We start from the raw sequence: 21,390 nt of genomic DNA, 5'->3' as shown, positions 1-21,390 counted from the left end.
GGATATGCGGACTTACGCGCAGGAAAGGTTCGTCGGCTTTTTTCGGCGGGTCACGGGTCTGGTTTCGACAACGGCGCCAGCAGTGATGCACCGATGGCTGTGCCGAGCGCACTCATGATCAGATAGACAATCATCGAAAGGATCACTCCAGCGATGATGGAACCCCACGACAGCCGCGGCAGGCCGTCTTTTGTCGTAAGCAGTCGCATGATGTGTTCTCCGTCAGATCGTTTCGGGCGATGGTGACGTTGCGCAATACGCATGCCGGTTTCCTTGAGGTCGGAAAAACTCATCCCTCGGTCAGGCGCAAAGGGTTGAACCCGCCACGTCTGCGGCTCGGGTCTGCAGTTTCTTCCGGGGCGAAGCGCTAGGGCGCGACTTCCTGCGGCGCGAATTCAACTCTGCGTCTTTTTGGGAAACCCGGCCGCCCGAGCCTATCGGTGGGCTTCTTTTCTGTCTCGGTTTAGTCAACGCGGCCGGCTTCGCATTTCAAGGAATACGGCTATTGGTATCAGTGCTGCTACCTCGCCGCTTGGCGGAAGCCGGCGGCGCAATGACGGTTCGCCTCAGTCAACGGTTGCCGAAGGGCTGGGAAGTCGCGCTGCATATCAGGTGCAGAGCGCAACGGTCAGGGCAACTTCGCGCAGACCGGACCATTGTTTAACTCGCGTAGCCCGGTGCCGTCGAACGCCGCCCTTCAGCGAACGGACGCCAGCAGTTCCGCTGACGTCATCACTGCAGCGTATTTCTGCCGCATGTCGAAGAGATTGGCCTCGTGCGGCTCGAGCGCGCGATCTCCCACACAGTCCGACAGCACCACAGGACGGAATCCGTACTGCATCGCGTCGACGACGCTTGCGCGTACACAGCCGCTGGTCACGCATCCCGCGACGACGAGCGTGGACACGCCCCGCATCGCAAGCCACGCCGCCAGCGATGTCCCGAAGAACGCTGATGGCACGTTCTTGCGCACGACGAGTTCGCTGCGTGCAGGCGCAAGCTGCGGCACGATCGCGCTTGCCGGGGTGTCTTCCTTGAGCGTCAGCATGCCCGGCACCTTGAGCGAGAACACGTTGGCATCGGAATCATCGTCCGCGTAGACGATGCGGCTATGCGCCACCGGCCATTTCATTTCGCGCGCCGCCTTCAGCAGCGGCACGGTGTTCTCGATCGCTTCGGGAATGTTGCCGCCGCCGAACACCGCCGGATCGGCGAAACCGTTCACGAAGTCGATGATCAACAGCCCGATCGGGCCTGTGATTTCCAGCGTTTGCCCGAAGCCCTGACGTGCATAGACGGCGTCGTTCATTGTTCATCCTCCACGGTTTTACCGTCGCGCACGACGTCCACGCCATCGAGCGAGACGGTGCAGCGTCGCAACGGAATGTCGATATGGCAGGCGGTCGTGCGCTTGCCGCCGCCTTCGTTGTTCGGCCCGAGGGAGAACAGAAAATTGCCGTCGAACGCGCGGGCGTCCATGCCCAGTGTCGCTTCACGGTCGTACAGGCCGAGCGTGGACCAATGTGCGCGCTTCTGCAGGCCCCAGCCGATGTGCGAGATCGCGTAGGCCTCGGGGTCATCGAAGGTTTCCATGTATTCGCGCAGCAGGTCGGCGTCGACGCCGCCTTCGATCTCGCGCGCATAACCGGCTTCGACCGTCAGCACGATCGGCTCGGCGCAATAGGTTTTCTGGGGCAAGAGAATGTCGCCGCGATCGATCACGATGCGCCGGTTCGCGCCGCCTTCGTTCGGGAAAGTCAGCGCGAATCCGCTTGGCCAGTGATCCCAGCGGCCGGGTTCATCGACGAAACCGTATTCGGCGATCGCCGGAAACTCGCCCATCGGACAAGTCAGATCCGTACCGGCTTTCGACGTCACGCGCATTTCGCGCGACGCTTCGATCCGCTTCGCCGCAGCGAGAACCCGCGTTCGGTCATTGGGCGTCGGCGTCATGCGGACCAGCACTTCCGGCGGCTCGACAGCGAGCAGAATCTTCGTGCCCGACGCGAGGATGTCGTGCTGTTCGGGCGAGAAAAGCAACGTCATCAGATCGAGCACGAGGTCGCTCGCCTTGAGCGCCGCGATCGCCGCGCGGTTGCCGGTGAGCGGCGTTTCGCCGAGATAGGCGAGGGCGTCGCGGCTCAGCGCCTTCTCGCCGTTGACGGGCGGCAAGTCGAGCCGGTTGACGACCGCGCCCATCGACTGCGTCGCGATCAACGCGCACGCGAGCGTTTGCGGATGCGTCGCCGCGCCGGTCAAAATGGTCACGGTCTGCCGCGGTTCGAGCCGCGAGAGCGTGAGCACCTGCTTCCAGGCTTCGACAAGTTGGTAGTCGCTAATTGGCATGATGATGTGCGATGGTTATTCGAGCGCTGCGCCGAAGAACGAACCGAAGGCCCGATAGAAGCCTTCCTCGTCGTCCCACGGAATCATGTGGCCGGCCTCCGGCACCTTGACGACTTCGACGTGCGGCAGCAAACCGCGAATCTCGTCGATGTCCTCGCTGCGGATCACGTCTCCACGGCCCGCCGCCATCAGCAGCGCGGGCTGCTTCACGTGCCGCATGTCGGCGTGAACGTCGTCGGTATGGAAACCTTCGAAGCTCGTGCGGATGGCGCGTTCGTCGCAGGTATGCAGCCATTCGGCGCGCAGGCGCAGTTGCTCTTCCGTCCACGTCGGGCAAAAGCGGCGCATGCCTTCGACATCGAGCCCATTGCGTGCAAGCGCGATCGAATCCACATACCACGGCAACGCCGACGGATACGCCCGTCGTCCCGGACCCGACACGGGCGGATCGACGAGCGCCAGCCGCGCGAGCGTGCCGCGTTGCGAGCGTGCCGCCGCGCGCAAGGCGATGCGCGCGCCCATCGAGTGCCCGAGCACGCTCGCGCGCCCGAGCCCGATTGCGTCGATGAAAGCGAGCAGGTCGCCGGCTTGCGCGTCGAGGCTGTAATCCAGTTCCGGCGATGCGCTCGACAAGCCGCGGCCCCGCACATCCAGCACATACGTGTCGAAGTGCCTGCCGAGCCGCTCGCCGACGAAACCCCATGTGACCGCGGGACTCGTGATGCCCGGCACGATCACGACCGCATCGCGCTCCATGCGCGGGCCGCTCGCCCCGCCATAGCGCAGATAATGCTGGCGTATGCCGTTCGCGTTGACATTCGCGCCGTACAAAAACGTCGATTGCATCGCTGCGCCCTCGCTCAATAAGCGCCGGAAAGGAGCGCCCCGGCGCCCGGCACGATGGGCCGCAAGTCGAGCTGCCGCAACATCGCATATGTGGTGGCGATGGCGGCGGTCACGACGGGCTTGCCGGTCATCGCTTCGACCATCGGGACGACGGACAGGGACGGCATCTGCACGCAGGCGGACAGGACGATGGCATCCGCGTCGTGGTACTTCAGCGTCTTCACGATGTCCGGCAGATTGCGCGGATCATGGCGCGCGACTTCCAGGTTGTCGGCAATTTCGAGCGCGCGATAGTCGATCACTTCGAAGCCTTCATGCCGGATGTAATCGACCACCAGCTCGGTGAGCGGCTTCATGTACGGCGCGACGACGACCACGCGCTTCGCTTTCATCACCTCGAGCGCATCGACGAGCGCGCCCGCGCTGGTAACGACAGGCGCATCGGCGCCATTCGCGGCGGTGTGCGCCTGCAAGCGTTGCTGCGACGCGCGGTGATAGCCGCGTCCCATCGCCATGATCGCGACGAGGCACGCGTAACCGAGCACGTCGACGCGCGCATCCGACAGTTCGACGGCGCAGCGGTCGGATTCCGCGTCCATCTGCGCGAGTTCTTCCTTGACGACCTTCTTCATCCGCATGCGGCTCGAATGAAACGTGAAGCGCTCCGGCTGGATGCTTTGGCGCGCCGTCAGCATGGCGGGAATTTCGGTTTCCATCGTCGTGTTCGAACTCGGGACGATCTGGCCGATGCGATAAGTCTTTGCGGGCATGTCGAATAACCTCTTGATGTGATCAGGCGGCGGTGAGCGCGCGGGGTGCGAAGCCGGTCGCGTTATACGCATAGACCCAGTTCGCCTGAATGCCCGATGCCTGCGGATTCAGATACGACTTGAACTTGTAGATGAGATCGCGCTTGCGTTGCGCGAACGCGCTCGGCAGGTGATACGTGCGGCCCCGTTCACGCGACTCGAGTTGCACGCGGCTCGTGCGCGGCAGGCGTTCGGCCTCGTAGTCGCGCAATGCATTCGCGATATCGCTACCGTGCGCTTTCAACGAACGCGCCAGCACGTAGCCGTCTTCGATCGCCATCGCCGCGCCTTGCGAGAGAAACGGCAGCATCGGATGCGCGGCATCGCCGAGCAGCGTGACGCTGCCGCGCGACCAGGTTTGCATCGGATCACGATCGAAGAGGCCCCATTTGAAGACCGAATCGGCGCGCTCGAAAAGGCGGATCAGGTTCGGATGCCAGCCTTCGAACGTCGTGAGCAACTCTTCGCGGCTGCTTGCCGCATTCCATGATTCCTCGACCCACTTTTCCGTCTCCGCGACCGCGACGATGTTGACCGCCTTGCCGCGACGCACGAAGTACGTCACGACGTGCGCGTTCGGCCCGAGCCAGAACGAAGAATCGGGGCTCACGAAGTCGGGCATCTCGTCGAACGGCACGACCGCGCGAAAGCACATGTTGCCGGTGAAGCGCGGCGCCTCCTCGCCGAAGAGCTTGCTGCGGACGATCGACCGCACGCCGTCGGCCCCGACGATCAGATCAGCTTCGAATTCGCTGCCGTCGTCGAACACGGCGACCGCGCCGTCCTTGCCTTGACGAATGTCGACGCAACCGGTCGAAAGACGCGCAGCATCGGCAGGAAGGAGCGAAGTCAGAATGCGATGCAGGTCCGCGCGATGCACGTGATAGAACGGCGCGCCATAGAGAGCAGGGCAGACGGCGGCCAGCGGCGTGCGAAAGTTCTCGCGCGCCGTCTCCCAGTTACGGCCGACGATCGCTTGCGGCACGAAGGCCACGTCGCGCAGCGCGTCGCCGAGGCCGAGCGCCTGCAGCACCTTCACCGCGTTGGGCGTCATCTGAATGCCCGCGCCGACCTCGCCGAATGCGCTCGCGCGCTCGAAAAGCCGCACTTCGATCCCTTGCTGCGCGAGCGCGCCCGTGAGGGCGATGCCGCCGATTCCGCCGCCGATCACGCCGACGCGAAGTGTTCTGCTCATGGTCTCGTCCTTCCTGAAAAGTGAATCCGTGTAGATGCGCGATCAATATTATATGGCCGTATAAATAAATGCAACGGCGGACGTGTGGCGATGTGACTGCTGAAGGAAATTAGGGATAGGCGTTTGAACGACCGTAAAATATGCGGCGACCGCAGCCGCATGCATCGAGCGGCCTTCCATTCAACGCAAGACGGCCCCGCATGACGAAAGACCAGACTACCCACGCTCGCGCACACGGAGATTCGGCCGGACGCAAACGGCTCGGCCGCCCGGCGGGCAACGTGAACCAGCGCGAGAACATCCTCGATGCCGCCGAAGTCGATTTCTCGCAGCGCGGCTACGCGGGCACGTCGCTCAAGGAAGTGGCGGCGTCGTGCGGCGTCACGCAGGCGCTGATCACGTACTACTTCGGCACCAAGCAGCAGCTGTTCGAGCAGGTCTTTTTGCGCCGCGCCACGCTGGTGTCGGAAGAGCGGGTCAATCTTCTGCGCGCACTGGGCGATGGCGGCGCGAAGCCGGACGTGCGTGACATCGTGCGAGCGTTCTTGCAGCCGCTGGTCGCGCTGCGCCAGTCCGATGGCGGCCGCGCATTCATCCGCCTTCAGGCGCGTTTGCATACTGAACCGCCCGAGATCTCCTACAGCCTGCGCAGCACGGCCTATGGCGATTCCACCGATGCCTACGTCGAAGCCCTGCGCACTGCGTTGCCCGGCCTGCCTGAAAAAGACCTTTACTGGCGCGTGACCGCGATGATCGGCGCCTATCTGTACGCTTTCTCGGATACGCACCGGCTCGATATGCTGGCCAAGGGCGCATGCGATCCGTGGGACGCGAACGAGACGCTGGAGCAGTTGACGAGCTTTATCGTCGGCGGCCTGGAGGCGCAGGCGAGCGTGGCGACGAAGCCTGCAAAGACGAGCCGCGCGAAGAAAACGGCGGACGCCCCCGCGAAGAAAACGGTGAAAGCAGCGAAGACCGCCCGGGCCCCGCGGGCGGCCTGAAACACGGTCGATCAGCGGCGCAGGCCGATTTCCATCGATTCGATCACGTGCGTGAGCGTTGCGTGCATCGACGTGAGCGCGGCCTGCGGCAAGTCCGCGCTTGCGGTTTCGCCGATCATGTCGCGCAGCGTCTCCTGAACATCGACGCATGCGCTCTGCGGCAGCGCGGCGGCGATCACGCTGATCGCGGCAGTGAGTCCATGCAATTTGCCCGTCAAGACTTCGAGTTCCTGGCTCATCTCTTACTTCCTGTCGTTGCGTTGATTGAAGCGTGGAAAGCGGACCGCTCGCGATAAGGACGGTCCGCGATGGTCACATTTGCCCGGTCGCCGGATGCGCCTTCAGCTTGACGAAGAGCGCGAGGCCGGCGATCACCGAAGGCACCGCGAGCAGCGCGAACACCGCCGGCAAGCCGAGCTTCCATTGCGCGAACAGCCCGCCGAGCGCGACGCCCGCAATGCCGCCGAAGCGCCCGACGCCGTACATCCACGAGACGCCGGTCGCGCGGCTTTGTGTCGGGTAGAACATGGCGGCGAGGGAGGGCATCGACGATTGCGCGCCGTTCATGGTCGTGCCGGCGAGAAAGATCAGCGCGCTGACGAGGCCGACGCTGCCGATCGCCTGCCCGACCACGAAGATGAACGCCGCAGTCAGCAGGTAACCGAGCATCACGATGACATTCGCGTTCCAGCGATCCATCAGCCAGCCGGACACCACCGTCCCGATGCCGCCGCCGAGCGGGAAGAGCGCGGTCAGCAGCGCGGCGCGTTCGGGCGTGAAGCCCGCTTCGTTCATCAGGAGCGGCATCCAGCTCATCAGCAGATAGAAGATGACGAGGCCCATGAAGTACGTGAGCCACAGCATGATCGTGCCGGTGAGAAAGTCCCTGGAGAGAATCGCGCCGACGGACGTCTTCGCGTGCGTTTGCATGCGTTCGGACAGGCGGAACGACTGGACGCCCGACAGATCGAGCGGCGCGATTTTCGCGAGCGGCGCACCGATTTTTTCCTTGGACGCGCCCTGCTTCACGAGAAAGCGTACGGATTCCGGCACCCAGAACACGACGCCGAGCACGAGGATCAACGGCAGCACGCCACCGACCACGAACAGGCTATGCCAGCCGTCCGCCGGAATCAGCCACGACGACATGAAGCCGCCGAGCGCTGCGCCTACCGTGAAGCCGCAATACGTCGTATTGACGATGATCGCGCGCCTGCGCTGCGGCGCGTATTCGGAGACCAGGGTGATGCTGTTCGGAATCGCCGCGCCAAGGCCGATGCCGGTGAGAAAGCGCAGCGTCACGAGCGACTCGATGGAGCCCGCGAACGCGGTGGCGAGACTCATCGCACCGAAGAAGGCCGTCGCGGCGATGAGCACGCTCTTGCGCCCGAAGCGGTCGGCGGCAGGGCCGGAGATGACCGCGCCTGCGGCGAGACCGAAGAGCGCGGCGCTCAGCACGGGCGCGAGCGCAGCCTTCGAGATGCCCCAGCCCCTGACGAGCGCAGGCGCGATATAACCGATGGCCGCGGTGTCCATGCCATCGATCAGTACGATCAGGAAGCACACGCCCATCAAGACCCACTGGAAGCGCGAGAAGCGATGTGCGTCGATGAACGCTTCGACGGGCACGTCCCCGCTCCACGCATCGCCGCGATCGGAAACCGATGGATGCTCCGCCCGCGGCGGAAAGGCCGGGCCGGATTGAAGCTCTGCTTGCGACATGAACAACTCCTCGTTGTCGACGGCTCACACCGTCCATGAATGCCACCAGGCCGGCCAGATGCCGGAACTGCGCGAAGCGGGGGCTCACCGGTTTCGACGCAGTTTATTATATGGATATACAATTAATAAACGCAATCGGGAAAAAAATAAGAGACGGGCGTGAGGTCACGCCACGCCCATCGAAGGCGATCAGGCGCTGGTTGGAGATGGCGACGCGGTGCGTCTGGTGTGAGAGGTGCCCGAGCACCGCTTTGGGTCCGGCGAACGGGCGCTTGGCGTAGACCACCGATTCGCAGGTACGTAGCGGCGCCACCACCGGGCAAAGGTGGCGGGTCTAGCGAGACCGGTACTCGCCGAAGAACTGCAGCTCGCCGTGCCGCTGGGCCACTTCGAGCGCTTCGAGGAAGCGCCGGCTGAGTACGACGGGCAATCCGCGGGGCACGTGCACGGGTGCATACTGACCATCAACTCGGGCCGGTCGAGCGTGACTGTGAAGAAGAACTTCAGGCCGGTGATCGCGTGGTCAGCGACACGGCCGATGTGCCGTGGCCGACCAGATAAAGTCGGTAGCGCCGCAGGTCCTCGACAGTGGCCATGTCAGGTGAGCGCGCCTCTACCGCGCGAGCGGTTTCGTTCAGCGGCGACGAAGAGGCGAAGCAGCAGTGCTCAAGTACGCTTCTTCTGGGCCTTCGGCGGTGCGCCCGATGACGCTCTCACGATTAATTCGGCCTCCAATTCAACGCTTCGGGCGGTACCTGGTTCTGAAAGCTCGGAAAGAATCATCTTTGCAGCATTTGTTCCGATTGCGGCGCTCGGGACACGGACGGTAGTAATCGGTATCGGTAGCTCGGACATAAGCTCAAAATCGTCGAATCCGGCGAGGCTCAGGTCGCCGGGGATCTTGTAGCCTTGATGCATCGCTTCCAGCATTGCGCCCATTGCAAACGAACCGTTGCCGCAAATCACCACGGTCGGCGGCTGCGGCGTGTTCATCACTTTCGAAAAGAGTTGTCGCCCGACGCGCGCGCCCCACACGCCGTCGACCATGTGAGCGGCGGATATTCCCAATCCGTGCTCTGCAAGCGCATCGCGCACCCCTTCACGTCGGGCCTGCGCGCGATCGTTGGTATCGGTGTGCTGCGATAGCATCGCAAAACGGCGATGCCCCAGACCAACAAGATAAGTCGTGAAGTCGAAGAATGCGCGGTAGTTATCTACACCCACGCAAAGCGCGTCGCTGTTTTCTCGATAAACGAATGTGTTGACGAACGGAATCTGACGCTGCGATAGAAGGGGTTGCAGATCTCGATGATGAGCTTCGCCCACCAGTACGACGGCATCGACTCCGCGTTCGAGCATGGTTCTGACTTGTCGATATTCCCGATCGAGGTCGTACTCCGAGCAACCGAGCAGAAGCGTGTATCCAGCCTGTTCGAGTGACTCCTGGAGTGCCTGTATGGCTGAAGCGAAATGCTCATTGGCCAACGTTGGGAAGACTGCCCCGATTGTTCCGGTCCGTTGAGTTGCAAGTGCTCGCGCTGCGGCGTGCGGCACCCAGCCGAGATGATCGATCGCGACCATGATTCGCGAGCGCAACTCGTCCGAGACGACCGTTGGATTGTTCATCACTCTGGAAACGGTCGCCGACGACACGCCGGCAAAGCGAGCGACGTCCCGCAAGGTCACCCCCGAGGTGCGCGAGCGCTTTGCGGCCGCGTGGGGTTCGGCCGCTTCCGCTGATATTAGTTTGCTCTTCGCCATGCGTGGGGATGGTCGGATTCGCGCGAGATCATCGATTATATCAACGCCTTTCCTCGTTACTCCGCCATTAAGCGAAGACTTTTCCCGCCTCGATTCATTGCCTCGGCGATGTTTTCTGACGATGAGCGGCAGTGCACCTTCGATGCAAAGAAATGCTTCTTTCGATCATGTACGTAGTAGACCTATTGATAGCGGGGCCCCTCGATCTGAAGAGACAACGACTCTTGAGATCCGTGAAACATCTGATCGGCCCCCTCGCGACAAACAAAACAGAAATAACAGAAGTGTCGCTAAGCGGTTTGCTCGCCGCTGCTGGGATCCATTCTCGCGACGTCGCGCGGTGACCGCGTCGGGCCCAAAGTAGGTTCAAAGGATCCAGCCGTATTCGACATCCGGGTATACCTGTAGGAAGGACATCGGTCCAATGCTCGCGCGGGTTACACCACGATGCGGGAAACCCCCTACATAGCTTTCATTCAAGATTGAATAGAGTTCAATCAACGAACGTCGTAGTATCTTGGTGTCTTACAGGCACCAGACGCTGATCGGATCGGCGCGCACGAGAATGCTTGAACTATCGCTGCACTTCACTCGCGGAAGGAGACACAGATGTCAATGAAGTTATCGTCGCGGCAGGTCGATGGCCTGCAAGGCGGAAACGGAGGGCAACCCGGAGCGGCCGAACGTCCCAAAGCACGTCCGTCCGCCGGAATGCGCAAAGTCAAGCGGCTCGGCTGGAATCTGCTTCCACCGTTGACCTTCGTGGCCATCATCGCAATCTGGGCGGCGGCGGTGCGCCTCTTCGACATCCCCGCGTACGTCATGCCTGGTCCCGGGCTGGTTTTTTCACGACTCGTCGAGGAATATCCGCAGCTCTGGAGCAATTCGATCGTCACGGTGACGGAAATTGTCTGGGGCTTCGGATTGACGATAGTGACTGCAATCCCGGTAGGGCTCGTCATCGCGCTGTCGCCGCTTGCGAAACAGGTGGTTTATCCGCCGCTCATGTTTCTCCAGCTCGTGCCGAAGATCGCAGTGGCGCCGCTGTTCCTGGTCTGGCTCGGCTTCGGCATCGAGTCGAAGGTGCTGCTCACCGTCCTCATGACCTTCTTCCCTTTGCTGTTGGCCAGCGTCAGCGGCTTTCAGATTCTGGACAATCGTCTGCTCTATCTGACGCAATCCATGGGCGCGAGCTCGTGGCAAACCTTTCGCTATCTGCGCCTTCCCTCAGCGCTGCCGGTCATCTTCTCCGGCATCAAGACGTCCGCCACCATCGCCGCAACGGCTGCGATCGTCGCCGAGTTCGTCGGAGCGAACAAGGGTTTGGGCTACGTGCTGCTCCGAGGGACCAGCACGATGGACATCGGACTGACCTTCGCCGTGATTGCCGTGCTGACCTTTATCGGCATTGCCATCAACTACATCGTCGAATTCGCCGAATGGGCGATGACACCCTGGCAGCGCGATAAAAACTGACGTCGAGAACGAAAGAGCGATTGGCCCGATGTCGCCGTGGCCAACACCAACACCTTTGGAGACTAACAAGATGCTTCGTTTTATCAGCCGCACGCTGGCCGCAAGCGCTGTGTCGTCAGCGTTGGTTTTTGGAGTGAGTGCCACCGCCGTCGCAGCGACGCCTGTCACATTCCAGCTGAATTGGGTCGCAGGGGGCTCGAACGCGGGGTTTGCCGCGGCGCTGACCGAGGGTTACTACAAGGAAGCGGGCCTTGACGTCACGTTGATCGAAGGCAATGGATCGGGCAATACAGCTCAACTCGTGGCCGCGAATCGCGTGCAGTTGGCCTACGCCGATGCCGTCGCGGTGAGTCAGCTCATCGCGAAGGGCGCGCCGATGAAGGTCATCTCGACAGTCTATCAATCCAACCCTAACGAAGTCTCGGCGCTGAAGAAGACGAATATCAACTCGATCAAGGACCTCAAAGGCAAGAAGGTGGGCGTTCCGTCCGGTTCGTCTCAAACGACGATGCTTCCGCTTTTCCTGAAGGCGAACGGGCTGAAGGAATCGGAGGTGAACCTGATCAACATGCCGTTGACGTCCATGGTTCCGACCTTGTTGCAAGGGCAAGTCGACGCGATCCTCGGATCGATCGATTCGTATCAGATTCAGCTGGAAGCGCAAGGCGCGCAGTTGACCAACTTTCGCTTCGCGGACTACGGCGTGCCGACCGTCAGCACGTCGATCTTCGCGAACGAAACCTATCTCAAGGAGAACAGCGAGGTGGTCAAGAAGTTCGTTGCTGCGAGCCTGAAAGGCTGGAGCTTCGCGCTCGATAACCCGGCCAAGGCAATCAAGGATCTGAAGGCGGTCTTCCCGAATCTGTCGGAGAAGACGGCGACAGCAGAGCTTGCGGCCATCACGCCGCTCTTTTGCAGCGGCGGCGCGAAGTACGTAGGTAAAGCGGAAGACGCGCAGTGGGTGAAGACGCAGGATCTCTTGTCGCAGGTCGGTCTGTTGCCCGCGGGTCGCGACCCGAAGTCGTATTACACGAACGATTTCCTTCCGCCGACGTCGGCCATGCGTGCGTGCAAGTGACTAAAGAAGTAACTAAAGGACCGTCATGACTGAACAGCGAAACATGGGACTGCGTTACTCGGACCTCGAAGTCGGATTGAAATTTCGCAGCCCCGGACGAACGATCACGGATGCGGACCTGGTCGGGTTCGCAGGCCTTACAGGCGACTTCTCCGAACTTCATACGAGCGATGTGTACGCGCAAGCCAGCCAGTTCGGCCGCCGCGTCGCGCACGGCATGCTCGGGCTCGCTTACGCGCACGGCCTGATGTGGGCGCGCACGGGCGAGTTGCGCGAAACCGCGATCGCGTTTCTCGGGATCAACGAATGGAAGTTTCTCAACCCCATCTTTGTCGGCGACACGATCTTCGTCAACTACGAGATCAGTGAGCTTCGCGAGAGCAAGTCGCGGCCGACGCAAGCCATCGCGACCTTCGATGTCTCGGTCGTGGATCAGGACAACCGGGTCGTTCAGAAGGGCAAAAAAGCTTTGCTGGTGTCCAAGGTTCCCCTTTCTGCTGTCGCAGCAAGTAATTCGTCCGCCGCGAGCGGCGAGGAGCGGAAGTCATGAGTAATCAGGTTGCAGAACAGCGGGACACTGCGACGAAGTCCGGCGTACCGATCAGTATTCGACGCGTCGCCAAGACCTTCGGCGAAGACAGCGACAAGCCGTTTCAGGCGCTCAAGGAAATCAATATCGACATCCAGCCGGGCGAGTTCGTCTCCATCGTCGGCGCTTCCGGATGCGGCAAGAGCACCTTGATGCTGATGATCGCGGGTCTGCTCAGGCAGAGTCAGGGCGAGATTCTGGTCAACGGCAAGCCGGTGACGAAGCCGATCACCGATGTCGGGATCGCGTTTCAGGATCATTTGCTGCTCGAATTCAGAACGGCGCTCGAAAACGTGATGCTGCAGGCCGACATCCGCGGCCTGCCGAAGAAGAAGATCGAGGCACGTGCAAAGGATCTGTTCGAGCAATTGCGTCTGACGCATGCGATGCAGAAGTATCCGCGGCAGTTGTCGGGCGGTATGCGGCAGCGCGTCTCGCTCGTCAGAACGCTGGTTCACGATCCGTCCGTCCTTTTGATGGATGAACCGTTCGGCGCACTGGATGCATTGACCCGGCTTCAGGTCCGGATGGACCTTGAGGCGCTGTGGCTGCGTCGCCGCCCGACCGTCGTCTTCATCACGCACAGCGTGGAAGAAGCGGTGGGGTTGTCAGACCGCATATTGGTGATGAGCCCGAATCCCGGTGAGGTGGTCGACGAGATTACGGTCCATCTGCCGCGGCCGCGTCCCATTGTGCTGGGCGACGCGCCGGAATTTGCGGCCTACGTCGACCGCATCTATGGGCATTTCGAACGCATGGGCGTGCTGCACGGCATCGAGGTGCCTAAGGCTACATCGGCCGCATCGTAAATCTGGCAAACGACAGGACGACATGAGCACAGCAACGGAACACGTCAGCCGGTTGGTCACGACCGAGGTGAACGGTTTTATCGCCACCGTGGGGATTAGTCATGGGCCGCTGAATCTGGTCACGACCGGTTTGTTGCGCGAGTTGAACGAGGCGTTCTCGGCAGTGTCCGCGATGGCCGATATCCGTTGCGTGATTCTGCATGGAAGTCAGTCGCGCGCCTTTTGCGCGGGCAGCGACATCAAGGAATTCGCGCGCGTTCGCGAACAGGCCAGTGAAAAGAAGATCCTTTTCGAAGACATGGTGCTTCGTCAACTGGCGCGCCTGCCGATGCCGACTATCGCGGCGATCGACGGCGCAGCGCTCGGCGGCGGTCTCGAACTCGCCCTGGCTTGCGATCTGCGCGTGGCGCGACACGGCGTGGCGATGGGCCTGACCGAATCGCGTCTGGGCGGGCTCGCCGGTAGCGGTTCGCTGAGACTCACGCGCCTAGTCGGCCCGGCGCGAGCCAAGCTGATGTTGTTCACAGGCGAAACCATCGATTGCGCGCAGGCGCTGTCGTGGGGTCTGGTCGATCGCGTGACAGATGACGGAACCGCGCTGGATGCCGCGCTCGAACTTGCGGGAACCATCGCCGCGCGAGGGCCGGTGTCGAATCGCCTCGCCAAGGAACTCGTCGATGCCGCGCAAGATTTCCCGCTCGATGCGGGCCTGTCGATGTCGACCGTGGCGCTCCAGAAGATATTCGACAGCAGAGACCTGCATGAAGGTGTGGATGCGTTCTTCTCCAAGCGCCCACCGTCGTTCAAGGGCCATTAAGGCTTAAGCAAAGATCATGAGTGTTACGAACCTGGAAATCGGCATGACCGAAAACGCGCAGGCCGCTGACTCGGCCTTGCTGGGCGACGGCGCAGTTCTCGTCTGGAACGATGTGGTATCCGAAGGCCGCGAGCAGTTTTATGAGTGGCATGACAAGGAGCACATCCCCGAAAGGCTTTCGATTCCTGGCTTCCGACGCGGACGCCGGTATGTCCGCTCGGGTCACTCGCCCGAGTGGCTGACCATGTACGAGGCGGTCGATCTGAACGTGGTGGTGTCGCCGGCTTATCTCGAACGTCTGAACGCGCCGACGCCCGCAACGGTCGATACGTTGCGCTACTTCCGAAACACATCCAGAGCGGTATGCCGAATCGTGCACTCGGTCGGGTCGAGTAGCGGCGGTCATGTGCTCGCATTGCGTCTGGATGTGCCCGCGGCGCGGGCCGAAGCGATGAAGACATATCTCTGCACGGAGGTGTTTCCGCGTGCCGCTGCGTTGACGAGCGTCGTCGCCTGCCATCTCTACATGGCCGATCAATCCGGCAGCCATATCGACACCGCTGAGTCGAGCACGCGTGAGTTCGACGTGCCCGCCTGGGTAGTACTCGTCGAAACCACCACACCGGAAGCGGCCGAAAGCGCCCGTGATCTTCTCGACGCCCGGAAGCTCGAATCGCTCGGTGTGACGGTGCGCCCCGACGGCACAACTTATTCGTTGGAGATCTGCCGGCTGGCACATGCTCCGGCAGACATTTGAACGCTAGACCACTCAAGAGAGACTGCGATGAAACTGGTAAGACACGGGCAACCCGGCGAGGAGCGCCCGGGCATCATTGACGCGCAAGGTCAGATTCGCGACCTCGGCGACCGTTGCAAGGATTTCGATCCCGCGTTTTTTGCGGGCGATGGCCTTCAGCAGTTGAAAGAGATCGACGTGCAGAGCCTTCCGGTCGTCGCAGCCGATACGCGTCTTGGGCCGTGCATCGCGCAACCCGGGACGTTCCTGGCCATCGGCCTGAACTACGTTCAGCATGCCATCGAGACAAACGCGCCGATCCCGACGGATCCCATCATCTTCAGCAAGGCGCCGTCCTGCGTGTCGGGTCCGAACGATCCGGTGCTCCTTCCCAAAGGGTCGACTAAGACCGACTGGGAAGTGGAGCTTGCCTTCGTCGTCGGCAAGCGCGCTCACTATGTCGAGGAGTCCGAGGCGCTCGATTACATCGCGGGCTATTTCATCTGCAACGATGTGTCGGAGCGCGAGTTCCAGCTCGAACGAAGCGGCCAGTGGCAGAAAGGAAAGATGTTTCCCACCTTCGGCCCCATCGGTCCGTGGCTCGTCACGTCCGATGAAATCGCTGACGTGCAGAACCTCGGGCTCTGGCTCGAACTGAACGGCAAGCGCATCCAGAACTCGTCGACCAGCGACATGATTTTTTCGATCGCGAAGATTCTTTCCGAAACGAGTCAGTACGTAGTCTTGCAGCCGGGCGACATCATTACCACCGGCACACCGCCGGGCGTCGGCCTGGGCATGAAGCCGGAGGCTTATCTGAAGCCCGGCGACGTCATGCGGCTCGGCGTGGACGGGCTCGGTGTGCAGGAACAGCGCGTTCTGCGTTGGGGCGAACAGTGATCGACCTTGCGGGCCGCTTCGCAGCAGGCGGCCGCGCACGTCGAGTGACCACGAAAGACTGGGCGGATCATGGAAAGAATAACTGCAGATGAAGCGGCGAAGCTGATCGAGGACGGGGACGCGATCCTCATCAGCGGATCGGGCGGGGGGCATTCGGTGCCGGAGGCGTTGCTTGCAGCCGTGGAGCGGCGCTTTCTCGAAGAACGCAAGCCGCAGGGACTCACGTCCGTGAGCGTAGTGGGCGTGGGAGACCGCGCGGCGCTGGGCGCAAGCCATCTGGCGCACGAGGGCTTGTTGCGTCGTGCGATCACGAGCGCGCTGGTCGACTCGCCCGGACTGGTGCATTTGGCCGCCGAAAACAAGATCGAAGCCTACACGCTTCCTCAAGGCGTCCTCTCGCAGTTGATGCGCGACATGGCCGCCGGGCGCCCCGGGCTCCTGACCAAGACGGGACTCCATACGTTTGTCGATCCGCGCCAGCAAGGTGCGCGACAGAGCCCGTGTACGCCGGAGGACTTCGTCGAAGTCGTCGATCTCGCGGGCGAGGAGTGGCTCTTCTTCAAGCCCGTGCCGGTCAACGTCGCATTCCTTCGCGGGACGACGGCAGATGAAGACGGTAATGTCACGATGGAGGAGGAAGCGGTCCTCGGCGAAATGCTCGCCATGGCGCAGGCGACGCGCCGCGCGGGCGGCATCGTCGTGGTTCAGGTCAAGCGGATGGCCAAGCGCGGAACCTTGCCGGCCAAGCAGGTGAAAATCCCCGGCATTCTGGTGGATTTCGTGGTCGTGCATGCCGAGCAGCGGCAGACCTACGCGACGTACTATGACCCGAGCTACTCCGGCGAACTGCGGATTCCGGTGGAAGGCATCAAGCCTTTGCCGTTCGGCGCCCGTAAAGTCATTGTCAGACGCGCAGCGATGGAGCTTTTCCCGGGCGCGATCTGCAATCTCGGCGCGGGAATTTCGACGGGCCTGTCCACCGTGGCCGCCGAGGAAGGTTTGCTCGACGCGGTTTATCTGACCAACGAACAGGGGATCATCGGCGGCGCACCAATCACCGGAAGGGATTCCGGGGGCGGCCAGAATTTCGCCGCCATGATCGAGCAGCCCGCGCAGTTCGATTTCTACGATGGCGGCGGACTCGACGTCGCGTTCCTTTCGTTCGCAGAGGTCGATGCGCAGGGCAATGTCAACGTGTCCCGATTCGGCGACAAGATCATCGGCGTGGGCGGCTTCATCAATATCAGTGCGAACGCCCGATGCATGGTCTTCAGCGGCACCTTGACCGCAGGAGATCTCGACGTGGGTTGGGAGCAGGGCCGCACGATCATCAGGCAGGAGGGGCGGCATCAGAAATTCGTGCCGAAGCTCGAGCAGATCTGCTACAGCGCGTCGATGGCGCGCGCGAAGGGTCAAACTGCTTTCTTCGTCACCGAACGCGCGGTATTCACGATCGGCGAGCATGGGCTCGAGCTGATCGAGATTGCACCGGGCGTCGATGTGGAACGCGACGTGATTGCGCACATGGGATTCAGACCGGCTGTGTCGAAGGTGCTCAAGGAAATGGACGCGCGAATCTTCAATCCCGCTCTCATGGGGCTTGGCGCGGACGTACATGGCAAGGCAAGGCGCTACCGATCCGAGCGCGTTGCGAAATGGCATAATTCCCGCGCTGGAGGCGCCCAGCGATGAGCGCGCCTACCATCACGGGAAAGACCCGGTTGTTTTGCATCGTCGGGGATCCGATTGTTCAGGTGCGCTCGCCGCAGGTGTACACCGAGCAGTTCGCGGCCGCAGGCATCGACGCCGTTCTGGTTCCGATGCAAGTGCCCGCTGACCGATGTGCGGAGATCATTCCCGCGTTGATGGCTCTGGGCAACCTCGATGGCTTCCTTGTCACGGCGCCCTTGAAAGCGCGCGTGGCGGCATTCGCGGACCGCCTCGGCCCGACGGCCTCCTGCATTGGCGCCGTCAATGCGTTGCGGCGCGAGGCCGACGGTTCCTGGACAGGCGACATGTTCGACGGCGAAGGCTTCGTTCGAGGTCTTCTTGCGAAGGGCGCGCGCGTTCGCGGCCGGCGCGTGCTGCAGTTTGGCGCGGGCGGGGCGGGAAGCGCTATCGCATGCGCGCTCGCAAACGCCGGCGTGCAATCGATTCGGATCGTCAATCTGGACCCGCGGCAGACGCAATCGCTCATTGCGTCGTTGGCGAAGGTGTTTCCCGAGTGCGATGTGCAGACCGCAAGCGACGATCGTAGCGATATCGACATGATCGTGAATGCGTCGCCTGTGGGCATGCGTTCGGGCGACGGCCTGCCGGGCGATCCGGGTGCGGTGACTTCAGACACGTTGATGGGCGATGTCGTCTTGTCCTCGTCGCCGACCGCCTTCATTCAGGCGGCGCTCGATCATGGCTGTCAGTGGGCGGATGGCCGGGATATGCATTCCGGCCAGATCGACGCCATCATGAACTTCTTCGTCGCACGCACGTAGTTTCTTTTTTTGACCGGTAATCTTATGGCTCATATTCCCGCAGAGCGCTGCCTTGACATCATCGAATTGCTCGCGGACGGTGCTGTTACGATGCCGCTCGGTGAGATCGCAACGCGACTGGATCTGCCGAAGAGTGGTGCCCATCGATTGCTCGCGACTCTGGTCGATCTCGGATGGGCCGAACAGGACGCGGAGACCGGTTTTTATCGACTCTCGATGCGGCTCGCCATCCTGGGGCAGCGATTTTTCGTCGCCACAGGCATCCCGGATATCTGCCAGCCGCTGGTCGATCGTCTCGCGGGCCAGTCCCGCGAGTTTGTGCGACTGGCGGTGGTCGACGGGTCCTCGTTGACATGGGTCGCGCACGCGCAGGGCGCAACGGGCGGCCTGCTTTATCAACCCACGCTGGGCAGCAACACCGTGCCGCTGCACGCGACGGCCACGGGCAAGGCATGGCTCGCTACCTTGGCCACCGAGCAAGCGGCGGAGAATGTGCTGCGTGTGGGATTCGGCGATGCCGAGAAGTACGGCCCGAACGTCATCCGTTCGCTGGACGCGCTTCTGCAAGAGATCGAGGCGACGAGGAATCGCGGATACGGTATCGCGCTGAACGAAGGCGAGCCGGGCGTGAGCGCGATAGCGGCGGCCATTCGTCCACCGAGCGGCGGCCCGGCGCTGGGCGTCGTCAGCGTGGCGGGACCGAGCGCGCGCATGACGGAAAGCCGTATCGCCGAGATGGCGCCGTTGGTCATGCAGGCCGCGACGGAACTGGCGTCCTTCTGGCCGCTGCGTACGCGTTCCAGCAAGTTGGCGACCGCGAGCAATATGATCGCTGCGTGAGCTAGCGGAAGCCCACGGGTCTAGGCTAAGAAGCCGCCAATCCGGTCATGCTGCGAACAAGTCAGACACGATGGATGTGAAGCCCGCCATCGATATGAATGGCCTCTCCTGTACTGAACGGAAGACATCCCGTTGCCAGCGACACAACGGCCTTCGCGAGTTCTTCCTCACGCCCGCAACCCCTAAAGGCTTAACGTTTAGGGCTTCAATGGACTTGATCACGCGCCTTACCCGATTTCAATGATCGTCTCGAGACAACTTCCGCTGAAGCGTGAAAGTTGGCGAACCTGTCAGCCATGCGTGCGGGACCATTCGGCAACCCGCTCGGAGCGATAGCGTCGCTCCTTACGTGACATGTCCTCGGCGAGACCCATGAGGCCCGTGCCGAAGAGTCGGACGTCCATTTCCCGCACATCCGAAGCGACGGGCGTCCTGAATGCCATTTGCCCGAAGATATCGCGCTCGAGATCGATGCCCGGCGCAATTTCGACCAGTTCAAGCCCCGCCTCTCCAGCCCGGAACACGGCCCGCTCCGTCACGAACAAAGCGGAGTTTCCGCGTTGTCTGGCGAATGCAGCGCTATAGGAAATTTGCTCGAGCGCGCTCACGAACTTGCGATGCTGACCTTCCCGAATGACAGTCGCGCGGCCATGCGTCCATTGCACTTCCAGACCGCCGGCCGTGAAGGTGCCGCTGAAAATCACGCGTTTCGCGTTTTGACTGATATTGACGAAGCCTCCCACCCCGACGATCTTGTCGCCGAAGCGGCTGATATTGACGTTACCTTGCGCATCCACTTCCGCAAAGGAGAGAAAGGCGAGGTCGAGGCCACCGCCATCGTAGAAATCGAACTGTGACGTCTGCTCGATCATGGCGGCGAAGTTCTGCGCTCCGCCCGAGTCACGGCCCGTGATGGGCGCGCCTCCAATCAGCCCTTGTTCATTCGTCAGCACGACGGCATCGAGCAATCCTTCTTCGGCTGCGACGGTCGACAAGCCCGTCGAGACTCCGGCGCCGAGATTGCAAATAGCGGACGGATACAGTTCCATCGCCGCCCGTCTCACGATTACTTTGCGCGGGCCGAACGCAATGGGCTTGATCTCGGCAACTGGCACGCGCAATTCGCCCGAATAACTCGGATCGTAGTAGGTGGCGTAGGTCTGTCGCTGTTCGGCCTCGACCACGACGAAATCCACCAGAATGCCCGGAATCTTGACGTGTTTGGGCGGCAACGTGCCGCTGCGTGCCATTCTTTTTACCTGCACGACGACCACGCCTCCAGCACGGCGCGTTGCCTGTGCCATGGCGAGCATTTCGCCCAGCACGGCCTCCTGTTCCATGGTGATATTGCCGTCCTCGTCGGCTGTGGTGCCACGGAGAAACGCAACATCGATGGGAAGCGGTTTGAAGCGGAGCCACTCTTCGCCGTCGAGGTGAATGAGTTCGACGAGTTGTTCTTCCGTCCTCGGACTTTGTCGGCCACCTCGCTGGCGAGGATCGATGAAGGTATGCAAGCCCGTTTTCGTGATCAATCCCGGCCGTCCGCCGGCCAGTTCGCGCATAAGCTGCGAGAGGACGCCCTGCGGCAGCGTGTAGGCCTCGATCAGATCGTTTGCAGCCATCTTCAACAGGCCCGGCGAATCGATGAGCGCGCCCGATATGGCGCGCTTGATCAGCCCGACCTGTGCGAGATGATCGGCGCCCAGCGAGATACGGTCTCCGATTCCTACTACGCTGATCGATGTCAGGCCGCGCGGCTGTTGTTCGTTGCGGAACCGCTGTCCGACTGCCGCGAGCAATGCCTCGGGTACGGCATGCCCGGCGCCCGATCCGCTGATCAGGAGAGTGTCGCCCGTACGCACCAGGCTCGCTGCTTCGTCAGGGGTGATTCGTTGCATGGTGTTTCTCGGTTCGGACCAAGGGCGGGCGGACCTGCCCTAAACAATGTAACCGGTCTCATTATGGTCTCACTG

The 21,390-nt window shown here is 62.0% G+C and carries 22 protein-coding genes and 1 pseudogene; 11 read left to right on the top strand and 12 right to left on the bottom strand.

What is annotated here, in order from left to right; translation table 11 throughout:
* Positions 1 to 50 precede the first annotated feature (50 nt).
* The 6 genes from NCR38_RS21220 to NCR38_RS21195 form a co-directional block, all read right to left on the bottom strand.
* On the bottom strand, positions 51 to 293 hold the full coding sequence (locus NCR38_RS21220) for a hypothetical protein (protein WP_061121423.1): 243 nt from the start codon (positions 291 to 293) through the stop codon (positions 51 to 53).
* Between the two features lie 404 nt (positions 294 to 697).
* Positions 698 to 1,309 carry an N-carbamoylsarcosine amidohydrolase gene (locus NCR38_RS21215; RefSeq protein ID WP_061121424.1) on the bottom strand — a complete coding sequence of 204 codons (612 nt, stop codon included), beginning with the start codon at positions 1,307 to 1,309 and terminating at the stop codon, positions 698 to 700.
* Positions 1,306 to 2,346, bottom strand: a complete 1,041-nt coding sequence (locus tag NCR38_RS21210) for a 2,5-dihydroxypyridine 5,6-dioxygenase (RefSeq protein WP_250477564.1) — start codon at positions 2,344 to 2,346, stop codon at positions 1,306 to 1,308. The genes NCR38_RS21215 and NCR38_RS21210 overlap by 4 nt, the downstream gene beginning before the upstream one ends.
* 15 nt (positions 2,347 to 2,361) lie before the next feature.
* The gene (locus NCR38_RS21205) at positions 2,362 to 3,192 is read right to left on the bottom strand and encodes an alpha/beta fold hydrolase (RefSeq protein ID WP_061121465.1); all 831 of its coding nucleotides are present in this window, start codon (positions 3,190 to 3,192) and stop codon (positions 2,362 to 2,364) included.
* Positions 3,193 to 3,206: 14 nt separating this feature from the next.
* Positions 3,207 to 3,962: an Asp/Glu racemase gene (locus NCR38_RS21200; RefSeq protein ID WP_061121426.1), complete on the bottom strand. Its 756-nt coding sequence runs from the start codon at positions 3,960 to 3,962 to the stop codon at positions 3,207 to 3,209.
* 22 nt (positions 3,963 to 3,984) lie between these two features.
* Positions 3,985 to 5,196: an FAD-dependent monooxygenase gene (locus NCR38_RS21195; RefSeq protein WP_061121427.1), complete on the bottom strand. Its 1,212-nt coding sequence runs from the start codon at positions 5,194 to 5,196 to the stop codon at positions 3,985 to 3,987.
* Between the two features lie 200 nt (positions 5,197 to 5,396).
* On the opposite strand from NCR38_RS21195, the gene NCR38_RS21190 reads away from it, so the two are divergent.
* The gene (locus NCR38_RS21190; RefSeq protein ID WP_061121428.1) at positions 5,397 to 6,197 is read left to right on the top strand and encodes a TetR/AcrR family transcriptional regulator; all 801 of its coding nucleotides are present in this window, start codon (positions 5,397 to 5,399) and stop codon (positions 6,195 to 6,197) included.
* A gap of 11 nt (positions 6,198 to 6,208) precedes the next feature.
* On the opposite strand, the gene NCR38_RS21185 is transcribed toward NCR38_RS21190, so the two are convergent.
* From NCR38_RS21185 to NCR38_RS21165, 5 genes and pseudogenes are all read right to left on the bottom strand, one after another.
* Positions 6,209 to 6,436, bottom strand: a complete 228-nt coding sequence (locus NCR38_RS21185; protein WP_061121429.1) for a hypothetical protein — start codon at positions 6,434 to 6,436, stop codon at positions 6,209 to 6,211.
* A gap of 73 nt (positions 6,437 to 6,509) precedes the next feature.
* Positions 6,510 to 7,919 carry an MFS transporter gene (locus NCR38_RS21180; protein WP_250477563.1) on the bottom strand — a complete coding sequence of 470 codons (1,410 nt, stop codon included), beginning with the start codon at positions 7,917 to 7,919 and terminating at the stop codon, positions 6,510 to 6,512.
* 106 nt (positions 7,920 to 8,025) lie between these two features.
* Positions 8,026 to 8,232, bottom strand: coding sequence for a transposase (locus NCR38_RS21175; RefSeq protein ID WP_409241437.1), 207 nt, complete (start codon positions 8,230 to 8,232; stop codon positions 8,026 to 8,028).
* A gap of 81 nt (positions 8,233 to 8,313) precedes the next feature.
* Positions 8,314 to 8,527, bottom strand: a pseudogene (locus tag NCR38_RS21170) (integrase); the annotation flags it as partial.
* A 58-nt stretch (positions 8,528 to 8,585) separates the two neighbouring features.
* Positions 8,586 to 9,680, bottom strand: coding sequence for a LacI family DNA-binding transcriptional regulator (locus tag NCR38_RS21165; RefSeq protein ID WP_061121430.1), 1,095 nt, complete (start codon positions 9,678 to 9,680; stop codon positions 8,586 to 8,588).
* A gap of 609 nt (positions 9,681 to 10,289) precedes the next feature.
* Between NCR38_RS21165 and NCR38_RS21160 the strand changes: the two genes are divergently transcribed.
* From NCR38_RS21160 to NCR38_RS21115, 10 genes are all read left to right on the top strand, one after another.
* Entirely contained in the window at positions 10,290 to 11,156 is an 867-nt protein-coding gene (locus NCR38_RS21160) for an ABC transporter permease (protein WP_061121432.1), read from the top strand.
* A 133-nt stretch (positions 11,157 to 11,289) separates the two neighbouring features.
* Positions 11,290 to 12,234, top strand: coding sequence for an ABC transporter substrate-binding protein (locus tag NCR38_RS21155; protein WP_250477562.1), 945 nt, complete (start codon positions 11,290 to 11,292; stop codon positions 12,232 to 12,234).
* 25 nt (positions 12,235 to 12,259) lie between these two features.
* Positions 12,260 to 12,784 (top strand): MaoC/PaaZ C-terminal domain-containing protein, encoded by a 525-nt coding sequence (locus NCR38_RS21150; RefSeq protein WP_250477561.1) that lies wholly within the window; start codon positions 12,260 to 12,262, stop codon positions 12,782 to 12,784.
* A complete protein-coding gene (locus NCR38_RS21145) occupies positions 12,781 to 13,632 on the top strand; it encodes an ABC transporter ATP-binding protein (RefSeq protein ID WP_061121435.1) in 852 nt (283 codons plus the stop codon). The genes NCR38_RS21150 and NCR38_RS21145 overlap by 4 nt, the downstream gene beginning before the upstream one ends.
* Before the next feature lie 22 nt (positions 13,633 to 13,654).
* Positions 13,655 to 14,449, top strand: a complete 795-nt coding sequence (locus NCR38_RS21140) for an enoyl-CoA hydratase/isomerase family protein (RefSeq protein ID WP_061121436.1) — start codon at positions 13,655 to 13,657, stop codon at positions 14,447 to 14,449.
* A 43-nt stretch (positions 14,450 to 14,492) separates the two neighbouring features.
* Positions 14,493 to 15,206 carry a hypothetical protein gene (locus NCR38_RS21135; protein ID WP_250477560.1) on the top strand — a complete coding sequence of 238 codons (714 nt, stop codon included), beginning with the start codon at positions 14,493 to 14,495 and terminating at the stop codon, positions 15,204 to 15,206.
* A 27-nt stretch (positions 15,207 to 15,233) separates the two neighbouring features.
* Positions 15,234 to 16,085: a fumarylacetoacetate hydrolase family protein gene (locus NCR38_RS21130; protein WP_061121438.1), complete on the top strand. Its 852-nt coding sequence runs from the start codon at positions 15,234 to 15,236 to the stop codon at positions 16,083 to 16,085.
* 69 nt (positions 16,086 to 16,154) lie between these two features.
* Positions 16,155 to 17,777 carry an acyl CoA:acetate/3-ketoacid CoA transferase gene (locus NCR38_RS21125; RefSeq protein WP_250477559.1) on the top strand — a complete coding sequence of 541 codons (1,623 nt, stop codon included), beginning with the start codon at positions 16,155 to 16,157 and terminating at the stop codon, positions 17,775 to 17,777.
* Complete coding sequence (locus NCR38_RS21120; protein WP_061121440.1) at positions 17,774 to 18,577, top strand: shikimate dehydrogenase; 804 nt, start codon at positions 17,774 to 17,776, stop codon at positions 18,575 to 18,577. The genes NCR38_RS21125 and NCR38_RS21120 overlap by 4 nt, the downstream gene beginning before the upstream one ends.
* 24 nt (positions 18,578 to 18,601) lie before the next feature.
* Entirely contained in the window at positions 18,602 to 19,417 is an 816-nt protein-coding gene (locus NCR38_RS21115; RefSeq protein WP_061121441.1) for an IclR family transcriptional regulator, read from the top strand.
* A gap of 290 nt (positions 19,418 to 19,707) precedes the next feature.
* Here NCR38_RS21115 and NCR38_RS21110 read toward each other — a convergent pair whose 3' ends face one another.
* Positions 19,708 to 21,315 (bottom strand): acyl CoA:acetate/3-ketoacid CoA transferase, encoded by a 1,608-nt coding sequence (locus NCR38_RS21110; protein ID WP_061121442.1) that lies wholly within the window; start codon positions 21,313 to 21,315, stop codon positions 19,708 to 19,710.
* Positions 21,316 to 21,390: the final 75 nt, after the last annotated feature.

The sequence above is a fragment of the Caballeronia sp. INML1 genome, from assembly GCF_023631085.1.
In the GTDB taxonomy this organism is placed as follows: Bacteria; Pseudomonadota; Gammaproteobacteria; order Burkholderiales; family Burkholderiaceae; genus Caballeronia; species Caballeronia turbans.
Note: the sequence above shows the minus strand (reverse complement) of the source record. Positions and strands in the feature narration are given on the sequence as shown.

Bases quoted from the DNA above. Each gene is read 5' to 3' on its own strand.
- NCR38_RS21115 (WP_061121441.1), top strand. From the start codon at position 18,602: ATGGCTCATATTCCCGCAGAGCGCTGCCTTGACATCATCGAATTGCTC.
- NCR38_RS21215 (WP_061121424.1), bottom strand. From the start codon at position 1,309: ATGAACGACGCCGTCTATGCACGTCAGGGCTTCGGGCAAACGCTGGAA.
- NCR38_RS21160 (WP_061121432.1), top strand. From the start codon at position 10,290: ATGTCAATGAAGTTATCGTCGCGGCAGGTCGATGGCCTGCAAGGCGGA.
- NCR38_RS21190 (WP_061121428.1), top strand. From the start codon at position 5,397: ATGACGAAAGACCAGACTACCCACGCTCGCGCACACGGAGATTCGGCC.
- NCR38_RS21200 (WP_061121426.1), bottom strand. From the start codon at position 3,962: ATGCCCGCAAAGACTTATCGCATCGGCCAGATCGTCCCGAGTTCGAAC.
- NCR38_RS21125 (WP_250477559.1), top strand. From the start codon at position 16,155: ATGGAAAGAATAACTGCAGATGAAGCGGCGAAGCTGATCGAGGACGGG.
- NCR38_RS21165 (WP_061121430.1), bottom strand. From the start codon at position 9,680: ATGGCGAAGAGCAAACTAATATCAGCGGAAGCGGCCGAACCCCACGCG.
- NCR38_RS21110 (WP_061121442.1), bottom strand. From the start codon at position 21,315: ATGCAACGAATCACCCCTGACGAAGCAGCGAGCCTGGTGCGTACGGGC.
- NCR38_RS21195 (WP_061121427.1), bottom strand. From the start codon at position 5,196: ATGAGCAGAACACTTCGCGTCGGCGTGATCGGCGGCGGAATCGGCGGC.
- NCR38_RS21145 (WP_061121435.1), top strand. From the start codon at position 12,781: ATGAGTAATCAGGTTGCAGAACAGCGGGACACTGCGACGAAGTCCGGC.
- NCR38_RS21180 (WP_250477563.1), bottom strand. From the start codon at position 7,919: ATGTCGCAAGCAGAGCTTCAATCCGGCCCGGCCTTTCCGCCGCGGGCG.
- NCR38_RS21210 (WP_250477564.1), bottom strand. From the start codon at position 2,346: ATGCCAATTAGCGACTACCAACTTGTCGAAGCCTGGAAGCAGGTGCTC.
- NCR38_RS21150 (WP_250477561.1), top strand. From the start codon at position 12,260: ATGACTGAACAGCGAAACATGGGACTGCGTTACTCGGACCTCGAAGTC.
- NCR38_RS21205 (WP_061121465.1), bottom strand. From the start codon at position 3,192: ATGCAATCGACGTTTTTGTACGGCGCGAATGTCAACGCGAACGGCATA.
- NCR38_RS21135 (WP_250477560.1), top strand. From the start codon at position 14,493: ATGACCGAAAACGCGCAGGCCGCTGACTCGGCCTTGCTGGGCGACGGC.
- NCR38_RS21120 (WP_061121440.1), top strand. From the start codon at position 17,774: ATGAGCGCGCCTACCATCACGGGAAAGACCCGGTTGTTTTGCATCGTC.
- NCR38_RS21185 (WP_061121429.1), bottom strand. From the start codon at position 6,436: ATGAGCCAGGAACTCGAAGTCTTGACGGGCAAATTGCATGGACTCACT.
- NCR38_RS21130 (WP_061121438.1), top strand. From the start codon at position 15,234: ATGAAACTGGTAAGACACGGGCAACCCGGCGAGGAGCGCCCGGGCATC.
- NCR38_RS21220 (WP_061121423.1), bottom strand. From the start codon at position 293: ATGAGTTTTTCCGACCTCAAGGAAACCGGCATGCGTATTGCGCAACGT.
- NCR38_RS21140 (WP_061121436.1), top strand. From the start codon at position 13,655: ATGAGCACAGCAACGGAACACGTCAGCCGGTTGGTCACGACCGAGGTG.